We start from the raw sequence: 14,712 nt of genomic DNA, 5'->3' as shown, positions 1-14,712 counted from the left end.
CCTCAACGTGCAACGACATACCCCGACGCGCGAAACGCGTCACGCCGACCCTTTGTCATTTCGGAACCATTTCAGCGCAAGCTAATTGAGTCGCCGTGTTGCGGGTGCGTGAATGAGTTTGCGGTTCATCAAACCGATGTCGCCGACATTGGTCGAGGTGCCTCCCACGGGGCCGAACTGGATTCACGAAGTCAAATATGACGGCTACCGGACGCAGGTCGCCATCGAGCGCGGCACAGCGCGGGCGTTCACCAGCACGGGCATAAACTGGTCATCGACGTACAAACAGATCGTAGGGGCCGCAAACGATCTCGCAGAGTCGGCGATCATCGACGGCGAGGCAATTGTCCTCAATGAAGCCGGCGTGTCGGATTTCCGCTCCCTGCGAAGCGCAATGCGATGGTCGCCCGGTCGGATCATCTTCGTCGCCTTCGACCTGCTGCATCTGAACGGGGTCGATCTGCGACGCCTACCGCTGTTGGAACGTCGAGAACATTTGCTCGAACTGATTGGCGCGGGCGATGGCATGATCCAGTACAGCCACCATGTCGTCGGCGGTGGCGCAGACTTCTACGCGGCGGTTGATCGCTTGGGCCTAGAGGGCATGGTGTCGAAGCGTCCGGGTAGCGCCTATCGCAGCGGCAAGACCGAAGCGTGGCTTAAGATCAAATGCTACGAAGAACACGACTACGAGGTTGCAGGGGTACAGCGTAAACCCGGTTCGGCGCCCTTGGCGTTGATGGTCACGCGCGATGCGGAACGCCGCTATGTCGGTTCGGCAAACATCGCCCTGACCAAGGCCATGCGCGAACGCCTGTACCAGCGCGTTCAAGCCGGCAAAGGTACACCACCAAAGGGCGCCGACAAGGTCGAGGGCGAGTGGATCAAACCGGGCCTTGTCGGCAGGGTCAAAACCCTCAAACGCGAGGCCAAGCTACGCCATGCGACGCTTAGGGGCATTCGCGAGGAATAAGGATTCCATGAATTGACAGGAGCGCCTCCAACAACGACTGATATGCTGTTTGGGGGAGCGCGATGAAACGTTCTGATTTGATGGGGCTTGCTGTTCTTGTCATAACAATAGCAGCAGTAAGCTATTTCACGACCGGGTCTACCGCTGGCGGGTTGGCCTATGTGTTCGGCCAGGCAATCGGCATCTTTCTAATGCTCAGCCTAGTCTACTATTTCCTCGCAAAATCCGTTCGCATTGATTTCCGCCGCGATGTCCTCTTTCTGGTGACGGCTGCTGTTCTAGTTTTAACCAACCAAGCAAGGATATTTGGTTATATCGATGCAAGGCACTTCCAACGCGACCTTGAGGCGGGTGGCGCGGAGAACTTTGAGAAGACGTTAAGCACATCTCAGACCGTGATAGGGTCTGTAGCCCGCGACGGCCGAGATGTAGCTATCCAGACGAACAATAACATTGGACAACTTTTCACTCAATTTGATGACCACGCCCTTGATGGGTTTTTAGAGCCTGCGAAAGTAAAGGACCGCAGTGTACTATTGGCTTCGTATCAAGCGGCCAACGCCAAGCTGGCACAAGTCCGGCTTGTTATGCCTGCGGTTGACGTGTTGCTGGCCGACGAGCAGCAAAAAATCGTCGTTTTAGCGAGCCGCTTGCCTGAAGGGTCACGAGATCCATTCATTATGGGATTTTCCAAAGTGCGGGCTGAAGAGCGAAATTTCGTGGAGCGTAGGGCTGCGAATTATCAGCGCATGTTTGAGATTGCCGCGTCAGCGACAAAGCTTCTCTTGGACATGGGAGAGATATCTATAAATGATAGGGGCCAAATTATATTTGCTGACCAGAATGCCCTCAAAAACTATAACGAGCTGGTCGCCGGTCTCCAGCAGGTTGCGCAAGAGGACGAGAAAATCACCTCTGACGCTGCCGCGTACGACAAAGCGCGCCTAGCCAGTGGCTGGAATAAGATGATGAGCAACTGATCGCACGCGAGTGGTGTCCCCGTGTTACAACATGGCGAATGAGAGAATCGCCAATGTCCGCCGTCGAAAGCATTAAAGATGACCTCGCCAAAGTCGTGCGAGAGATGCGGCTGTTGAAGTCGGAAGTGGCCAAGCTGACCGCAACGATCAAGGTGTTTACCGACAAGCACCCGTTGCCTGAACGGACGCCGATGCCACCTGATCTCAAACGGCATGAGCGTGTCGCGACATCTGAACCTCGGTTGGAAATTGACGAGGCGATTTATCAACTGCGCAATGCAAATCTCGATCATCCGACGCAGCTAATACAGGCCGTCGCCAAGCAGATTGACGGAGCCTTGCGAGACGTGCGGGCCGCCCGTAATCAGGTCGAGGCGATAGCCGACGACTCCGATCTGCGCGAGGATTGGAAGGCGTGGCAGAAGACAAACGGATGAAGAGGCAGGGATGCTACTCGCCGCCACTTGCTTGCACAAAGCCCATATTTCGCGTTCGGAGGGTTGGATGAGCGATCAGAATTTCGATCCAATGAAGAAGGTGAGGGCTCATAGGGACCGTGTGGAAGCTAAGCGCCAAAGACGTTCTGACGAGTGGCGCGCCAACATCGGCATCGGCATCTCAGTGGTAGCCCTGGCACTTTCGATCATCGCACTTTGGCGCTCATGGTAAGCATCAACGGCTAAGACGCTCGACCGTCTCAATGATCGCCTTCGCCAATGCCTCGCCTTCGTGGATCGGCTCGGGCCCGTAGAAGCCTGACAGGTCACGCCTCACCCACCTTCGTCCTTGGTCGGCGTGGACAGGGGGGTTTCGTCCGGCAAGCCGTTCTTCATCCAGTCCGTCGCCGTGTGATCGATACCGGCCGCATATTTGGGATCGGCCCCAGCGGTGGCATCGAGCGCCATGGTCTTCATGTCGAGGGGCGACGAGATCAGGTGGCCGTCAGCGGGCCGTTCCGGGTTGCGCTGCGGCGGCGTGAAATGCAGCTTGATCATCTGACCGTGTCGCGGGCGTCGGCTAGCATCTTGGCCCGCGCCTTCTGGTTGGTGATATCGTTGAGCCTGATCTCTGGGCCGTCCTGCGCCAGTTCGGTTTCGGCGGGCAGCAACAATGGCGCGCTGACCATGTTGAGCTTTGTCATGGGCTCGGGTTTCGGGAACGTGGTGGTGGACACGCCATTGCCGCCTTGCCGCCGCCCGGCCCACTTCTCGAACCAGTCGGCGAAGTCGCCATCGAGCCGGCCCGTCTTGAAGAAGTCATCGGCCTGCTCGCTCGTCAAAAGGGCGTGCGCATTCTTGGGGCGCAGCGAGTTCTCCATGTGGATGGCCGAGTTGATGGATTCTTTGAACAGTGGGGCGGTCCATTCCGCCTTGACCATGAGTTCGAGGGTCTTCTTGGCATCGATCATTGTTTGGTTCCTTTGTTACAGGGGGCGTTGGATGGTACGTTTCATTTCGGCGAATTGGGCGCGCAGCTTTGAAACTGCGTCGTCAAAGGGCACGCCTTTGACGTGGTCGAGCGTGGCTTCTTCGTTCGCCGGGAAGCAGACCGCGCTGACCTCGAACAGATCGCCGCGGTTGACTTGCAGGTACTCCTGCTTGTTCCGGTCGGTCTTTATCTCGTAGTCCTCGAGCATGAAGCCGACGGAGAAATTGAAGCCGTTAAGCTTGCGGATGATCGAGTACCTGTCGGCGACGTAGCCGACATCAAGGTCAAGCTGCGCCTCAATCCACAGCCCCTTGCTGCGGTATTCGAGCGTCGTGATCAGACCGGCTGGCCGGGTCCAGTCGTGATCGAGCAGGAGCTTGATGGCTTTCGGCCCGGTCAGCCCGCGGCGTGTGATGGCTGCGGCAAAGGCCCCGTTGACGACCTCGTGGCCGTAGGCGTCACGGTCCGGCGTACTGGCCCAGCCGGAGATTATGCCGTTGCCGTCCTGCGCAAGTTCAACATGCATGCCGCGCGTGAACTTGCGCTGGGTGCCAAGCGCGTCGAGTTCGACAAGTTGGTTCCTAAAACCTGCTTCAATCTGCTCGCACTTGGAGGCCAACTCGGCATTGCCGTGGTGTAAGGGCAATGAGGCGATTGGTCAGGGACCGCATCAAGAGGCCTTGAAGTTCGGCCTTGAGAAATGGATTTACGAAGGCGCTCATGGCTCGACCTTGATGCTCGCGGCGTTCAGTTTCAGTTCGCCGTCTTCTTCGACGTAGTAGGTGATCGGAACCGGCGCGCCGAACATGAGCTCGCCGACGATGAACTTCGGCAGGGTCAGGAGCATTTCAGCGCTCGGTCGCCCGACGTCAGGCGGATTCAGGCGCTCGCTGTCTGGCGGGTTCAATCGCTCGTCTAGGGGAATGGCGGGTGTGGCGTTCATTGCGTCCCTTTCGTCTCCACCAAAGGGGCACCCCTCGGCGGATCAGGCCTTCGCCACAAGGGCACGGGATGCCCCTCGATCAAGGTGGGACACCGTACAATCGCAGGTGACACAATCATGTGTCAATATCATTCTGCACGAATACTGTATATATCCCTTGTTTTATTTGCGCGCCTCATGTATTTGTTACGGTATCAACGTGGTCACGGGGTATATCCCATGCCTTTTACACTAAACCTTGACGTTCGCGGCATCAAACCTATCGCCGAACTCACCGACGAGCAGGCGGAATTCAAGTGGCAGATCATCATCCGCAACCTGTCGGTCGATGAAGAGTACCGCGCGCGCAAGGCTCAGCGCGAGGCCGAGGATCAGGCCCGAGCCGATTTCCTCAAAAAGCGCCACGAATATTTCCTGAATGATGCCGGCGCGAAGAACAGCGCCATGTCGGTTGCATCGGCCAAGAAATATGTCCGCGCTCGTGCCGCCGCTTCCCTGCGAATGGCGTTCGAGGTGTTCGAGGAAACTCTCCACACCGGAAAGGTCGCGGATCGCCTCGATGTCGCCAACGAGATCATCAAGCGCGCTGTCGGGCCTGCCGCCGTGCCTAACTCGATCACCGCAGCCAAGGAGCTGACCGAACTCGCGCCGACCGAAGCAATCGACACGGTTCTGCAGGCCTACGCCAAGGGCGAATGCGATGAGCATTTCGTCAAGACGCTGCTCGGCCTGCTGGGCGCAAAGGTGAACGGCCTTCGCCTCGAACAGGCAGGGGCCAAACGGTCGGCCGATAAGGTCGGCAACCCGATTGGTAAGCCGCCGTCTGGGAAAGTGGTCTAAGTGGGCACGGGGCTATGAGCATCGCCGGTTGGAATACCCTCACGAGCGAGACGGCGACGAACCGGGCGCTACGGGTGTTGCGCGAGACGACAGGCGGCGGTGGAAGCTGGGACGGTCGCCTAGTCCTGTCGGAAAACTATCTCCAGCTCTTTCGTCCGGGCTTCACGCATAAGGCCGTTTGGGGTGGCCGCGTCACGGCAAAGACGACCTCGATTGCGCTCTACATCATCCTGCGAATGGACGCGGCTTACACCGTCGTCGCCGGCCTGCGAAAGCGTCATGTTTCGATCAAGCACACCAGCAGACAGGCGCTGGTAAAAGCCATCCGAATGCTCGGTCTGTGGAACCGCTTCGAGGTGGTACAGAACGAGATCAGGAACAGGGTCAACGGCTCGTTCGCGTTCTTCCAAGGCCTTGAGCACGACAGCGACGAAGGTACGCGCGGGCTGGATGGCGTCGATATTTTCTGGCTGGATGAGGCCCGGAACGTCGCCCACAAAGATCTGATGAACGTCGTCCGCGTCATCCGGGAACGTGGCGCGGAACTGATTTGCTCGTGGAACCCGCTCGATCCCGAAGACCCGGTTGAGAAGCTTTACAGAGCCGGGAACCCGCCGCAGCGCACACTGCTGCTTGAGACGACCCAGGACGACAATCCCCTCTTTTTCGCATCGCCAGCTGCCGACGAATATTGGCGTCTCAAGGAAGAAGACGAAGCCATGTGGCGGCACGTCTACAGCGGCGGATATGACATCTACAAGGGCGAGCGCATCTATACGGCTTTCAAGGTCGCCGCCGTGCCAGAGCGCTATCTGGAGGGCGCGACTTGCTGCGTTGGCCTCGACCTTGGCTACGTCGATGACCCGACTGTTGCCACCAAGTCGTGGGTCAACGAGAAGTTCGGCTTGATCTTCATCGAGAAGGAAGCCGTTGGGTACGGCGAGGACGTCGAAGGCATCAATGATCTGCTGATGCACGTCACCGGAGGCGACAAGTCGCTGACGATCATCTCCGACAATTCAGAAAAGCGCACGACCGACGATCTGAAAGCTATGGGCTGGCTGATCGATACGACCCGCAAGAACGTTGACGGCAAGGGCGTGGTCGACGGCATCCGGCATATCAACGGTTTCCCGAACAAGTTCATCCATCCCGACTGCACCGAAACCATCGAAGAGACGAAGCACTACAAGTGGCGTGTCGACCGACAGGGGAACCGGCTGTCGATCCCGCGCAAAGGCCACGATCACTGTTGGGACAGCATTCGGTATGCGGTCATGGGCCGCGAGCTTGTCGCGCAGGACGATGGGATCGGCGTCCTGCGCTTACCGGGATGGTGAGGTAGATAAATGGCCATAGTCAAACTAGTCGACACCGATGGCCTAGAAGTGGGCTGTCCCGAGCGCTTATCAGGGGACGAGTTCGACGGGCAAGAGGTGACGATTGTGGTTTGCAGCACCGGCCAGTTCGTTGACGGCAATTCCGAAGAACTTCGCTTCGTTCCAGCGCCAGAGCCGCCCGTGATCGAGCGAGTGGTTGTTGATGGTTCGGCCGTCGAAGTGGACACGGATTTGGGTGACGTCTCGCTTGCTTCCGCTGAAGGTCTGAAAGCGGAATTGGCCGCAATCGAAGAACACACAGCCAAGATGACCGGCGAGCCTGTCAGGCCCGACCTAATCATGCGCCGCTATCTGGGATTGGAATGATGTTTGAACTTTTCCGGAATTGGATACTGGGCCTCGAACCCGAATCGTCGTGGCACCCGTGGCTTGCCCAACGTGACAAGCGGGTCTTCGGCAACCTGGCTAGGGTGGTCGTTGCGAAGTGGGAACGTGGCGAGCGCGAGGAAGCCGAACGGGTTGCGGCTGGCCTCAGGCGTCGGGATGGTCGCGACCGCAACGAAGATGCGCTGATGGTGGCCCTAACTGTCCTCCACGGGGACGAGGCAAAGGCAGTCCATGCCGAAATGACCGGCGAAAAGAAATGGGATTGGCGCTCGAAGGGCAACGAGATTCTAGGCCGGCTTCGAGCTTAGCAAGGGGCAGCACCGCCACCCCTCGCGATAAGTCAGCTAAGCGGCGTACGCAGGCACCGACTGCCCCTGAGCTTTCACCCAATCAGGCACCGGGGGGCTTGCTGGATCGAAAGGCGCAAGCAGTTCATCGATCTCAAGGATGTTCAAGGGACCCGATTTGCCGACGAGCTGCAGGCGCACGCCTCGTTCCTTTACTGCGGTCATGACCTTCTCGTACAAGTCAGGATTGTCCATTAGATGTTGTCGCAGCAGGTCGCGAAGAACCCCTATGTCATCCTTGGTCATCACCGGCTTGCCGGAAGGTTTCGGCTCAGGCTCGGGTTCCGGCTTACGCTCAGGTTCCGGCTCCGGTTTCGGCTTCGGTCGCTTAAGTAGCTCCTTCATTCGTTTGTGCGGGACCGGACCTTTCTCAGCTTCTGCCAGAGCCGCCTCTATCTGCTCGTGCGTGTTCTGCTTGCGCGATAGATCGATAAGCGAAGACAGTGGTAGATTCGTAAAATCTACGATTCCTCTGCCTGCGCAAAAATGGGCTATGCGCATGTAGTTTTCGACTGTCGGAATAGATAGAACGCGAAGCTCTTCCTTAAGCCACTCAAGCCACTGACCATCGTGCAGCCCCGCTTTGATGTCGATCAGGATCTCGCCGATCTCCACCCTGCCCTTTGACTCCCGACCAAGCAGGAGGTGGATCTCGGCCACCTTCGGGCTGAGCTTCTCGCGCCACTTATCAGACAGAAGCTTCGCCTTCTTGGCAGCGCGGTAGTTTCGGTTGCGTCTTATCCTCATGACTTACTCTCCATGCGCGTGATGCGCAGGGATTGAATAAGCCAGGTAAGCCATTGAAGTCATTGCACGATTGGCGATCACGCCTGCTCACAGCCGATCACACGAGATCACACAAAGTCACACTCGACCACACGCAAAACGGCCTTATTATTGCGTTTGGATATAATTCGTGATTACCAGCCGCCTTCGGGCTCGCCATGCTTGAGCATGTGGTCGCTCGGTGCCGTGAAGATGGGCGGCCTCGCCGTTCCGTGCTTAAGGTAGTGGTCGGCGTCCTCGACAAGGAACTTCGGTCGGGCGGCGCTACTCTTCGGCGTCCGCTCGAAGCCCCAAGCCCCTAGGTTCCGACTGACGTGCTCGCGGGAATAGCCAAGGTATGCGGCTAGCTGGGTGATGTTGAGCTGCCTTGGTTCTGGAAGTTGGCTTTTCGGTTTCTTCGGTTCCATGACGCGATTATGCGGCACCTAGGTATTTCCGATCAAGGTGGTCACGGGGTTTGATCAAACTGGGGAAGCAACTGGGAACCGGGGTTAGCGCCTACTATTTTCTGCAGGCAAATCAATCCCTTAGGCCCGTCCGCCACATTTCCTTATGGATGATGTTGGCGACTTTAGCCCCGCCTGACTCGGGCTCCTTTCAAGTGAAGGCGTCGGCCATCGACGCTTTCTTCGTGGCGATGAACTCCTTCAGCCCATCGTCGATACCTTGATCGAGATGCGGCGCCTCGTAGCTTTCCAGCCAGCGGCGGGCGAGTTCGTTGGCGCGCTGCGGTGCGGTTTTTTCGCCCTCGGCCAGCCACTGCTCGTACGAATTGTTGTCGGCAATGTTGGAACGGTAGAAGGCGGTCTGGAAATTGGCCTGGGTGTGGTCACAGCCGAGATAGTGGCTGCCCGGGCCGACCTGGCGGATGGCGTCCATCGCCTGGCCGTTCTCCGACAGGTCGACGCCTTCGGAGAATTTCTGCGTCATGCCGAGCTGGTCGATGTCCATCATGAATTTTTCGTAGCAGGAGGCGAGTCCGCCTTCGAGCCAGCCGGCCGAATGCAGCACGAAATTGGTGCCGGCGAGAATCGTTGAGTTCAGCGTGTTGGCGCTCTCATAGGCCGCCTGCGCGTCCGGTATCTTCGAAGCGCAAAGCGAGCCGCCGGTGCGGAACGGCAGGCCGAGCCGGCGGGCGAGCTGCGCCGCGCCATAGGAAACCAGCGACGGCTCCGGCGTGCCGAAGGTCGGCGCGCCCGACTGCATCGAAATCGACGAGGCGAAGGTGCCGAACAGCACCGGCGCGCCCGGCCGGATCAGCTGCGTGAACGACGCGCCGGCCAGCACTTCGGCCAGAACCTGGGTCAGCGTGCCGGCGACCGTCACCGGGCTCATTGCGCCGGCGAGAATGAACGGCGTGACGATGCAGGCCTGGTTGTGACGCGAATAGACTTTCAGCGCACCCAGCATGGTCTCGTCGAACACCATCGGCGAATTGGCGTTGATCAGGCTGGTTAGAACCGTGTTGTTTTCGACGAAATCGTCGCCGAACACGATCTTGGCCATCGCCACCGTGTCTTCGGCGCGCTCGGGCGCGGTGACCGAGCCCATAAACGGCTTGTCCGAATATTTGATGTGGCTGTAGATCATGTCCAGATGGCGCTTGTTGACCGGCACGTCGACTGGCTCGCACACCGTGCCGCCCGAATGATGGATCGACGGCGCCATATAGGCGAGCTTCACGAAATTCCGGAAATCCTCGATCGTCGCATAGCGCCTGACGCCATCGAGGTCGCGCACGAAGGGCGGGCCGTAGACCGGCGCGAAGACGGTGGCGTTGCCGCCGATCTGCACCGAACGTTCGGCATTGCGGGCATGCTGGGTATAGACGGATGGCGCGGTTTTCAAAAGCGAGCGGCAGAGCCCCTTCGGGAAATGCACGCGCTCGCCCTTGACGTCGGCGCCGGCCTCTTTCCACAGCTGCAGCGCCTCGGCGTCGTCGCGAAAGATGATGCCGATCTCTTCGAGTACCGTGTCGGTGTTCTTCTCGATCAGCGCCAGCCCTTCCTCGTCCAGCACCTCATAAACGTTGATCTTGCGCTTGATGTAGGTGAGCTGGGTGCCGGGGCCGCCACCCGAGCGCGCTGCCCGGCGGGCAGCGGCACCACCGCTGGCGGCGCGTCCGCGCCGCGGGTTTGACGCTTCCTGGTCGACCGGCGCGTTCTCACTCATGATCGTCCTTCCCTGACTTTTGTTCTGGCCTGAATTATTACGGCCGCATATCGCGGCTTCTGGCCGGATCGTAGCCATGCACCCTATTCGAAACGGCCCGCCAGCGCCAACGCCTGTCGCAAAATCGACAAGAATTCCAATAGATTTGCAGTCGCTTTCCTTTTGCGGGAAGTCGCAAATCAGCTATGGACGCAAGCCTGTAGCGGGTTAGGTATTGACGTGATATTGGGGCCCCGCAACTGTATCCGTGCGGCAAGGAGCTGGATTAAAAATGGCCGACGACGAGATCATCCTTTCCGAGCTTTCCGACGACGAGCTCGTGCAGCAGATGCACGACGACCTTTATGACGGACTGAAGGAAGAAATCGAGGAAGGGACGCAAATCCTGCTCGAGCGCGGCTGGGCGCCCTACAAGGTGCTAACCGAGGCGCTGGTCGAGGGCATGCGCATCGTCGGCGAGGATTTTCGCGACGGCATCCTGTTCGTGCCGGAAGTGCTGTTGTCCGCCAATGCAATGAAGGCGGGCATGTTCATCCTGCGTCCGCTGCTCGCCGCCACCGGCGCACCGAAGCAGGGCAAGATGGTGATCGGCACCGTCAAGGGCGACATCCACGACATTGGCAAGAACCTCGTCGGCATGATGATGGAAGGCGCCGGCTTCGACGTCATCGACCTCGGCATCAACAACGCGGTGGAAAAATATCTCGACGCCATCGAACAGCACCAGCCTGATATCATCGGCATGTCGGCGCTGCTGACGACGACCATGCCCTATATGAAGGTCGTCATCGACACGATGAAGGAAAAGGGCATCCGCGACGACTATGTCGTGCTGGTCGGCGGCGCGCCACTCAACGAGGAATTCGGCAAAGCCGTCGGCGCCGACGCGTATTGCCGCGACGCGGCCGTGGCGGTCGAAACCGCCAAGGACTTCATGAAACGCAAGCACAACGTCCGCGCGTCGGCCTGAGCTTTTTAGCCAATTTCCCGAGGGACTGGCGCGGTGCCCTCGGCGCCTTTGTCCGATTGACCTCGGCGGCAAGCTCGCCACTGGATTTCTCGATCGGCATAGGCATTGCCGTCGGCATGGCGCCGGCCGGCTAGCTATTGGACGCACGGTACTTCCGCGATCACGCCATGCCCACGGTCCCAACCTCTGTCAGCTAATTCGTGCGTCAGACCCCCAACGCCGCCCGGCCGGCGCCCTACAAGGCAATCTGCGAGGTGCTGCTCCTCGACCATGAGCCGCTGCCGATCGAACAATAGATTCCGTCAGCCTCTCGACATGGCGGCAAAATGCGGCTGCTCATCGTCCGCTGGCCTGCCGTTGAGCAGATTGAGCGCCCCCAATGTCCGGCATGAGGAACATACTGACGAACAGTGTTCGTTCGAATGATGCTATTCCGTTGCCTTGAGCGCAAGTTTTGGTCAGCCAGCACAGCGCCTCCTCTTAAGCTCGCTGGTGGTCAAGGCCCAGCGGCCTCCAGCTGCCAGTCCCCCTCGCAACCAAGCCGCTGGGCCGGCCCCGCTAGTGCGAAGAGCGTTGTCCCGCACATTAGCAACATCTTGACCAAGCCCTAGCGCGCTCAGACTCAAATTTCATGGCGCGGGGCATAGGGGTATTGGTGACGTGGAGGCGATCACCACTACAATGCGAAAGCGGGTCCGCGAGAACCAGGCGGGTGGAGAAATACCGGCCCCAGAAGCGCAACAAGCCGCTGCGTGACTTGGTGGCCAGCATAGAGTCCAAGAGAACATCCGCAGCGCCTGGGCCGCCCTCAAACTGGTTCGCATAACTATTGAACAAACCCGCCCAGCCGGGGTGTTGCCGAGCGAGGAAGCAGTTTGTGCTATTCGGTTCCGAGCCTGTCCATGAAGGCGAAGCCCTTGCCAAAGCCATCATTGAGACGGTTGAAAGGCTGGCCCGATGATTCGCCTTGAGTCAGTGCCGCGACAAGCAGCGAGCAATCGAGCTCCTCCGGAAACGAAACCTTCAGGTCACCCTGAGTTGCCATACGAAGCGATTTCAATCTTGCCGTCTTTGCGGCGCGTTCGGCGCACTCGGCCTCAGCGATTACCTTCGCGGAGCGCCTAATTGTGCTATTTCCCAGCCAACACATCTATTCGATCCAGCAGAATTCCGATGCGCCGGTCATGCCCTGACTCTTTGGAATTGTCGCCGTTCATTGTGATGAAGTCGGCTTCGATCGGTGAGGTTAAAACCTGCACTCCCGCCATGAGGCGCGGGCGGATCGGCTTTAAAATAGCCGTTGGCTTGGCGCGCGCCACCTAAAGCCGACCTTGGCCGCGTCTGGACTCCAATCGGCAACAAACGCGTTGAAGGCGAGTCACGGGCTAAAAAATGCGGAAAGCAGTCGTCTCTCTGGGGGTGCTGACAGTTCTGGCGGCGGGGGCGATTGGCGGGTTGCTGATTACGTCGACCGCAGTTCTCTACCACGACGAAAAGGATCCAACGGACGGGTTCATCTGCCATTATTTCACGGGCGTGGGGACATTCACGACGCCAAGCTATGCGGTGACTGGCTGCCCGCAGTTTATCAGAATTGGGTTCTAGGCGGCTCTAGTCCCTCGTTCGAATGATGCTATTGCATTAGCTCCCGCGCATTTTGCTGGACCGACGTCGACACGTCGGGTCTAAAAGGGGAACTCCATGGACACACTCATGACGACGGCCCGGCAGTTTTGCCAAGACGATTCAGGCGCTGCCATGGTCGAATATTCGATCCTTGTCGGCATCATTGCCGCAGCAGCGATACTTGCGATCCTGGCGATTGGTGGCTGGGTCACCGGGCGTTTTACCGGCCTGTGCGCCGCGTTGGAAGCCTCGCCGCTCGGCACCTGCAACGAGGGAACGGGCGTCGGAACCTGACACGCTAAAACCCAGCGCTCTTACTGCCTGAGAAGGGTCGGCGTTCGTCGCGCCGGCCCCCTTTTACGAATTTCTGTACGACACCGCCACCCAGGCCTGTACTCTGTTAGGTGTTTGTTGCATTAACGCCAGTTGCATGGCCGCAACCATTGCGCATGCTGCCAGCCACTCGACTGGCCTTCGGCATCCAGTGTCACGCCAAAGAACGACACCGTTAGTAGACGGCTTAACCTCGCTGGCTGCCGCGATGACAGCCTCCGGCGCTAGCGGCTAGAGTGCTATGGTAGGATCGGGCGGGTTGAAGCGCCTATTCTGATTCTTTCGCCTCTTCCTTTTTCAGGATCGGCGTTTCGGCAGTTGTCGGCGTATTCGCGACGCTTGCGACTTTGGTCTGGTGATCTACGCTTGCAGCTTTGGTTTGCTGATCTACGGAAGCCGTCGTTTTAGTGTGGCCAACACATTCCGCTGCGGCGCCGGACACCGAAAGGCCCAGAGCGGCGACAACTAAGAGAGCGGTCTTCATCCTATGGCTCCTAGCTTCGTTGTTGAGAGTACAGGGAAAGATTAACGGCATGTCCCCCGCTCGAAAAGTCAACTTTTCGTGCCCGCCCCAACGAAAATGATTGCAATAGGCGGACACGATTCCGCGCTTCGGCCTCGTCTGGGCGAATGGACCATAAACCGATCCGCGCCTTGCAGCACGAGTTTCTCGTTCCCAGATGTTACAAGGACTTAATACGCATCGCTTGAACTATCTTGAGAGCAATGCGCTTTGGCGAGACTGCGGATCAGGGGTTCTCGACCGTGTCCTCAACCGCGTTGGCTGTCGATTTGACGTCCCTGCCGACGCCACGGACGGTGTTGGCGCAGGCCGAAAGTGCCAGGGCGCAAGCGAGAATGGCGATCGGAGCAATGCGTAGCGGTTTCATGAATGGTATCTCCCTCAACAGATAGATTCGTGGGACAGCAACGAAAATCGGTTAAACTGGTTCCATGAGCATTGCGCGAAAGCTAAAACCCGATCAACGCGACAGGCTGCTTGTCATCGCCTGCGGGATGATTGCGCGCGAAGTTCTGGCCGTCAAGGAGCAGCTGGGGCTCGACCATCTCGACCTGACCTGTTTGCCGGCGGAATTCCATTTCTACCCGGACCGCATCGCGCCAGCCATGGACAAGGCAATCGAAAAGGCCAAGGCAGACGGCTACAGTAACATCTTCGTCGGCTACGCCGATTGCGGCACCGGCGGCCTGCTTGACCGTGTCTGCGAGAAGCATGGGGTCGAGCGCATGGCCGGGCCGCATTGCTTTGCCTTCTATCAGGGCATGGATGCCTATGCGAAGGTCGCCGACGACGACATGATGTCGTTCTACATGACTGATTTCCTGTGCCGGCAGTTCGACGCCTTCTTCATGAAGCCGCTCGGCCTCGACAGGCATCCGGAGCTGATCAAGGACTATTTCGGGAATTACGAGAAGCTGGTCTATATCGCCCAGACCGACGACCCGGAACTCGACAAGGTCGCCGAGAAGGCCGCAAGAATGCTCGGCCTCGCCTATGAGCGCCGCTCGACCGGCTATGGCGACCTGACGACGGAGCTGGCCAGCGCGGCGGCACAAGCCTGACGG

Annotated in this window: 23 protein-coding genes; 12 read left to right on the top strand and 11 right to left on the bottom strand. The window is 58.7% G+C overall.

Annotated features, from left to right (window positions below):
• Positions 1 to 112: 112 nt before the first annotated feature.
• From CIT31_RS32635 to CIT31_RS34555, 4 genes are all read left to right on the top strand, one after another.
• Positions 113 to 973: an ATP-dependent DNA ligase gene (locus tag CIT31_RS32635; RefSeq protein WP_095521926.1), complete on the top strand. Its 861-nt coding sequence runs from the start codon at positions 113 to 115 to the stop codon at positions 971 to 973.
• A gap of 62 nt (positions 974 to 1,035) precedes the next feature.
• Positions 1,036 to 1,953, top strand: coding sequence for a hypothetical protein (locus CIT31_RS32630; RefSeq protein WP_133116248.1), 918 nt, complete (start codon positions 1,036 to 1,038; stop codon positions 1,951 to 1,953).
• A 53-nt stretch (positions 1,954 to 2,006) separates the two neighbouring features.
• Positions 2,007 to 2,390 carry a hypothetical protein gene (locus CIT31_RS32625; RefSeq protein ID WP_095521924.1) on the top strand — a complete coding sequence of 128 codons (384 nt, stop codon included), beginning with the start codon at positions 2,007 to 2,009 and terminating at the stop codon, positions 2,388 to 2,390.
• A 67-nt stretch (positions 2,391 to 2,457) separates the two neighbouring features.
• A complete protein-coding gene (locus CIT31_RS34555) occupies positions 2,458 to 2,622 on the top strand; it encodes a hypothetical protein (protein WP_165778624.1) in 165 nt (54 codons plus the stop codon).
• A gap of 101 nt (positions 2,623 to 2,723) precedes the next feature.
• Here CIT31_RS34555 and CIT31_RS32615 read toward each other — a convergent pair whose 3' ends face one another.
• The 4 genes from CIT31_RS32615 to CIT31_RS34020 form a co-directional block, all read right to left on the bottom strand.
• Positions 2,724 to 2,948, bottom strand: a complete 225-nt coding sequence (locus tag CIT31_RS32615; protein ID WP_095521923.1) for a hypothetical protein — start codon at positions 2,946 to 2,948, stop codon at positions 2,724 to 2,726.
• Entirely contained in the window at positions 2,945 to 3,361 is a 417-nt protein-coding gene (locus CIT31_RS32610; protein WP_095521922.1) for a hypothetical protein, read from the bottom strand. The genes CIT31_RS32615 and CIT31_RS32610 overlap by 4 nt, the downstream gene beginning before the upstream one ends.
• Positions 3,362 to 3,376: 15 nt before the next feature.
• The gene (locus CIT31_RS32605; RefSeq protein ID WP_095521921.1) at positions 3,377 to 4,000 is read right to left on the bottom strand and encodes an HK97 family phage prohead protease; all 624 of its coding nucleotides are present in this window, start codon (positions 3,998 to 4,000) and stop codon (positions 3,377 to 3,379) included.
• Between the two features lie 99 nt (positions 4,001 to 4,099).
• Positions 4,100 to 4,324, bottom strand: coding sequence for a hypothetical protein (locus tag CIT31_RS34020; protein ID WP_133116247.1), 225 nt, complete (start codon positions 4,322 to 4,324; stop codon positions 4,100 to 4,102).
• Positions 4,325 to 4,543: 219 nt separating this feature from the next.
• On the opposite strand from CIT31_RS34020, the gene CIT31_RS32600 reads away from it, so the two are divergent.
• The 4 genes from CIT31_RS32600 to CIT31_RS32585 are packed head-to-tail and all read left to right on the top strand — an operon-like array spanning position 4,544 to position 7,199.
• Entirely contained in the window at positions 4,544 to 5,164 is a 621-nt protein-coding gene (locus tag CIT31_RS32600) for a hypothetical protein (protein WP_095521920.1), read from the top strand.
• A 14-nt stretch (positions 5,165 to 5,178) separates the two neighbouring features.
• Positions 5,179 to 6,504: a PBSX family phage terminase large subunit gene (locus CIT31_RS32595; protein WP_095521919.1), complete on the top strand. Its 1,326-nt coding sequence runs from the start codon at positions 5,179 to 5,181 to the stop codon at positions 6,502 to 6,504.
• A gap of 9 nt (positions 6,505 to 6,513) precedes the next feature.
• Complete coding sequence (locus tag CIT31_RS32590) at positions 6,514 to 6,870, top strand: hypothetical protein (protein ID WP_095521918.1); 357 nt, start codon at positions 6,514 to 6,516, stop codon at positions 6,868 to 6,870.
• Complete coding sequence (locus CIT31_RS32585; protein ID WP_095521917.1) at positions 6,867 to 7,199, top strand: hypothetical protein; 333 nt, start codon at positions 6,867 to 6,869, stop codon at positions 7,197 to 7,199. The genes CIT31_RS32590 and CIT31_RS32585 overlap by 4 nt, the downstream gene beginning before the upstream one ends.
• A gap of 36 nt (positions 7,200 to 7,235) precedes the next feature.
• On the opposite strand, the gene CIT31_RS32580 is transcribed toward CIT31_RS32585, so the two are convergent.
• From CIT31_RS32580 to CIT31_RS32570, 3 genes are all read right to left on the bottom strand, one after another.
• Positions 7,236 to 7,985, bottom strand: a complete 750-nt coding sequence (locus tag CIT31_RS32580) for a hypothetical protein (RefSeq protein ID WP_095521916.1) — start codon at positions 7,983 to 7,985, stop codon at positions 7,236 to 7,238.
• Positions 7,986 to 8,158: 173 nt separating this feature from the next.
• A complete protein-coding gene (locus CIT31_RS32575; protein WP_095521915.1) occupies positions 8,159 to 8,431 on the bottom strand; it encodes a helix-turn-helix domain-containing protein in 273 nt (90 codons plus the stop codon).
• A gap of 190 nt (positions 8,432 to 8,621) precedes the next feature.
• Complete coding sequence (locus CIT31_RS32570) at positions 8,622 to 10,196, bottom strand: trimethylamine methyltransferase family protein (RefSeq protein WP_095521914.1); 1,575 nt, start codon at positions 10,194 to 10,196, stop codon at positions 8,622 to 8,624.
• A gap of 271 nt (positions 10,197 to 10,467) precedes the next feature.
• Between CIT31_RS32570 and CIT31_RS32565 the strand changes: the two genes are divergently transcribed.
• Positions 10,468 to 11,166 carry a corrinoid protein gene (locus CIT31_RS32565; protein WP_008876431.1) on the top strand — a complete coding sequence of 233 codons (699 nt, stop codon included), beginning with the start codon at positions 10,468 to 10,470 and terminating at the stop codon, positions 11,164 to 11,166.
• 880 nt (positions 11,167 to 12,046) lie between these two features.
• Here the strand turns inward: CIT31_RS32565 and CIT31_RS34550 are convergent.
• The gene (locus CIT31_RS34550) at positions 12,047 to 12,211 is read right to left on the bottom strand and encodes a hypothetical protein (RefSeq protein WP_156768590.1); all 165 of its coding nucleotides are present in this window, start codon (positions 12,209 to 12,211) and stop codon (positions 12,047 to 12,049) included.
• Positions 12,212 to 12,296: 85 nt separating this feature from the next.
• Complete coding sequence (locus tag CIT31_RS34015; protein WP_133116246.1) at positions 12,297 to 12,485, bottom strand: hypothetical protein; 189 nt, start codon at positions 12,483 to 12,485, stop codon at positions 12,297 to 12,299.
• Positions 12,486 to 12,558: 73 nt separating this feature from the next.
• Between CIT31_RS34015 and CIT31_RS32560 the strand changes: the two genes are divergently transcribed.
• Together CIT31_RS32560 and CIT31_RS32555 are read left to right on the top strand one after the other, a co-directional pair.
• Positions 12,559 to 12,771 carry a hypothetical protein gene (locus tag CIT31_RS32560; protein WP_036267303.1) on the top strand — a complete coding sequence of 71 codons (213 nt, stop codon included), beginning with the start codon at positions 12,559 to 12,561 and terminating at the stop codon, positions 12,769 to 12,771.
• Between the two features lie 96 nt (positions 12,772 to 12,867).
• Positions 12,868 to 13,086 (top strand): Flp family type IVb pilin, encoded by a 219-nt coding sequence (locus CIT31_RS32555; protein ID WP_029351922.1) that lies wholly within the window; start codon positions 12,868 to 12,870, stop codon positions 13,084 to 13,086.
• 307 nt (positions 13,087 to 13,393) lie between these two features.
• On the opposite strand, the gene CIT31_RS32550 is transcribed toward CIT31_RS32555, so the two are convergent.
• Both CIT31_RS32550 and CIT31_RS32545 read right to left on the bottom strand, forming a co-directional pair.
• Complete coding sequence (locus tag CIT31_RS32550) at positions 13,394 to 13,609, bottom strand: hypothetical protein (protein ID WP_095522015.1); 216 nt, start codon at positions 13,607 to 13,609, stop codon at positions 13,394 to 13,396.
• Positions 13,610 to 13,874: 265 nt separating this feature from the next.
• The gene (locus tag CIT31_RS32545; RefSeq protein ID WP_023798937.1) at positions 13,875 to 14,015 is read right to left on the bottom strand and encodes an entericidin A/B family lipoprotein; all 141 of its coding nucleotides are present in this window, start codon (positions 14,013 to 14,015) and stop codon (positions 13,875 to 13,877) included.
• 64 nt (positions 14,016 to 14,079) lie between these two features.
• On the opposite strand from CIT31_RS32545, the gene CIT31_RS32540 reads away from it, so the two are divergent.
• Entirely contained in the window at positions 14,080 to 14,709 is a 630-nt protein-coding gene (locus CIT31_RS32540) for a DUF1638 domain-containing protein (protein WP_029351925.1), read from the top strand.
• Positions 14,710 to 14,712: the final 3 nt, after the last annotated feature.

Source organism: Mesorhizobium wenxiniae, from assembly GCF_002284535.1.
GTDB classification, from domain to species: domain Bacteria; phylum Pseudomonadota; class Alphaproteobacteria; order Rhizobiales; family Rhizobiaceae; genus Mesorhizobium; species Mesorhizobium wenxiniae.
The sequence above is the reverse complement of the archived record's forward strand: the minus strand, read 5'-3'. Positions and strand labels throughout refer to the sequence as shown.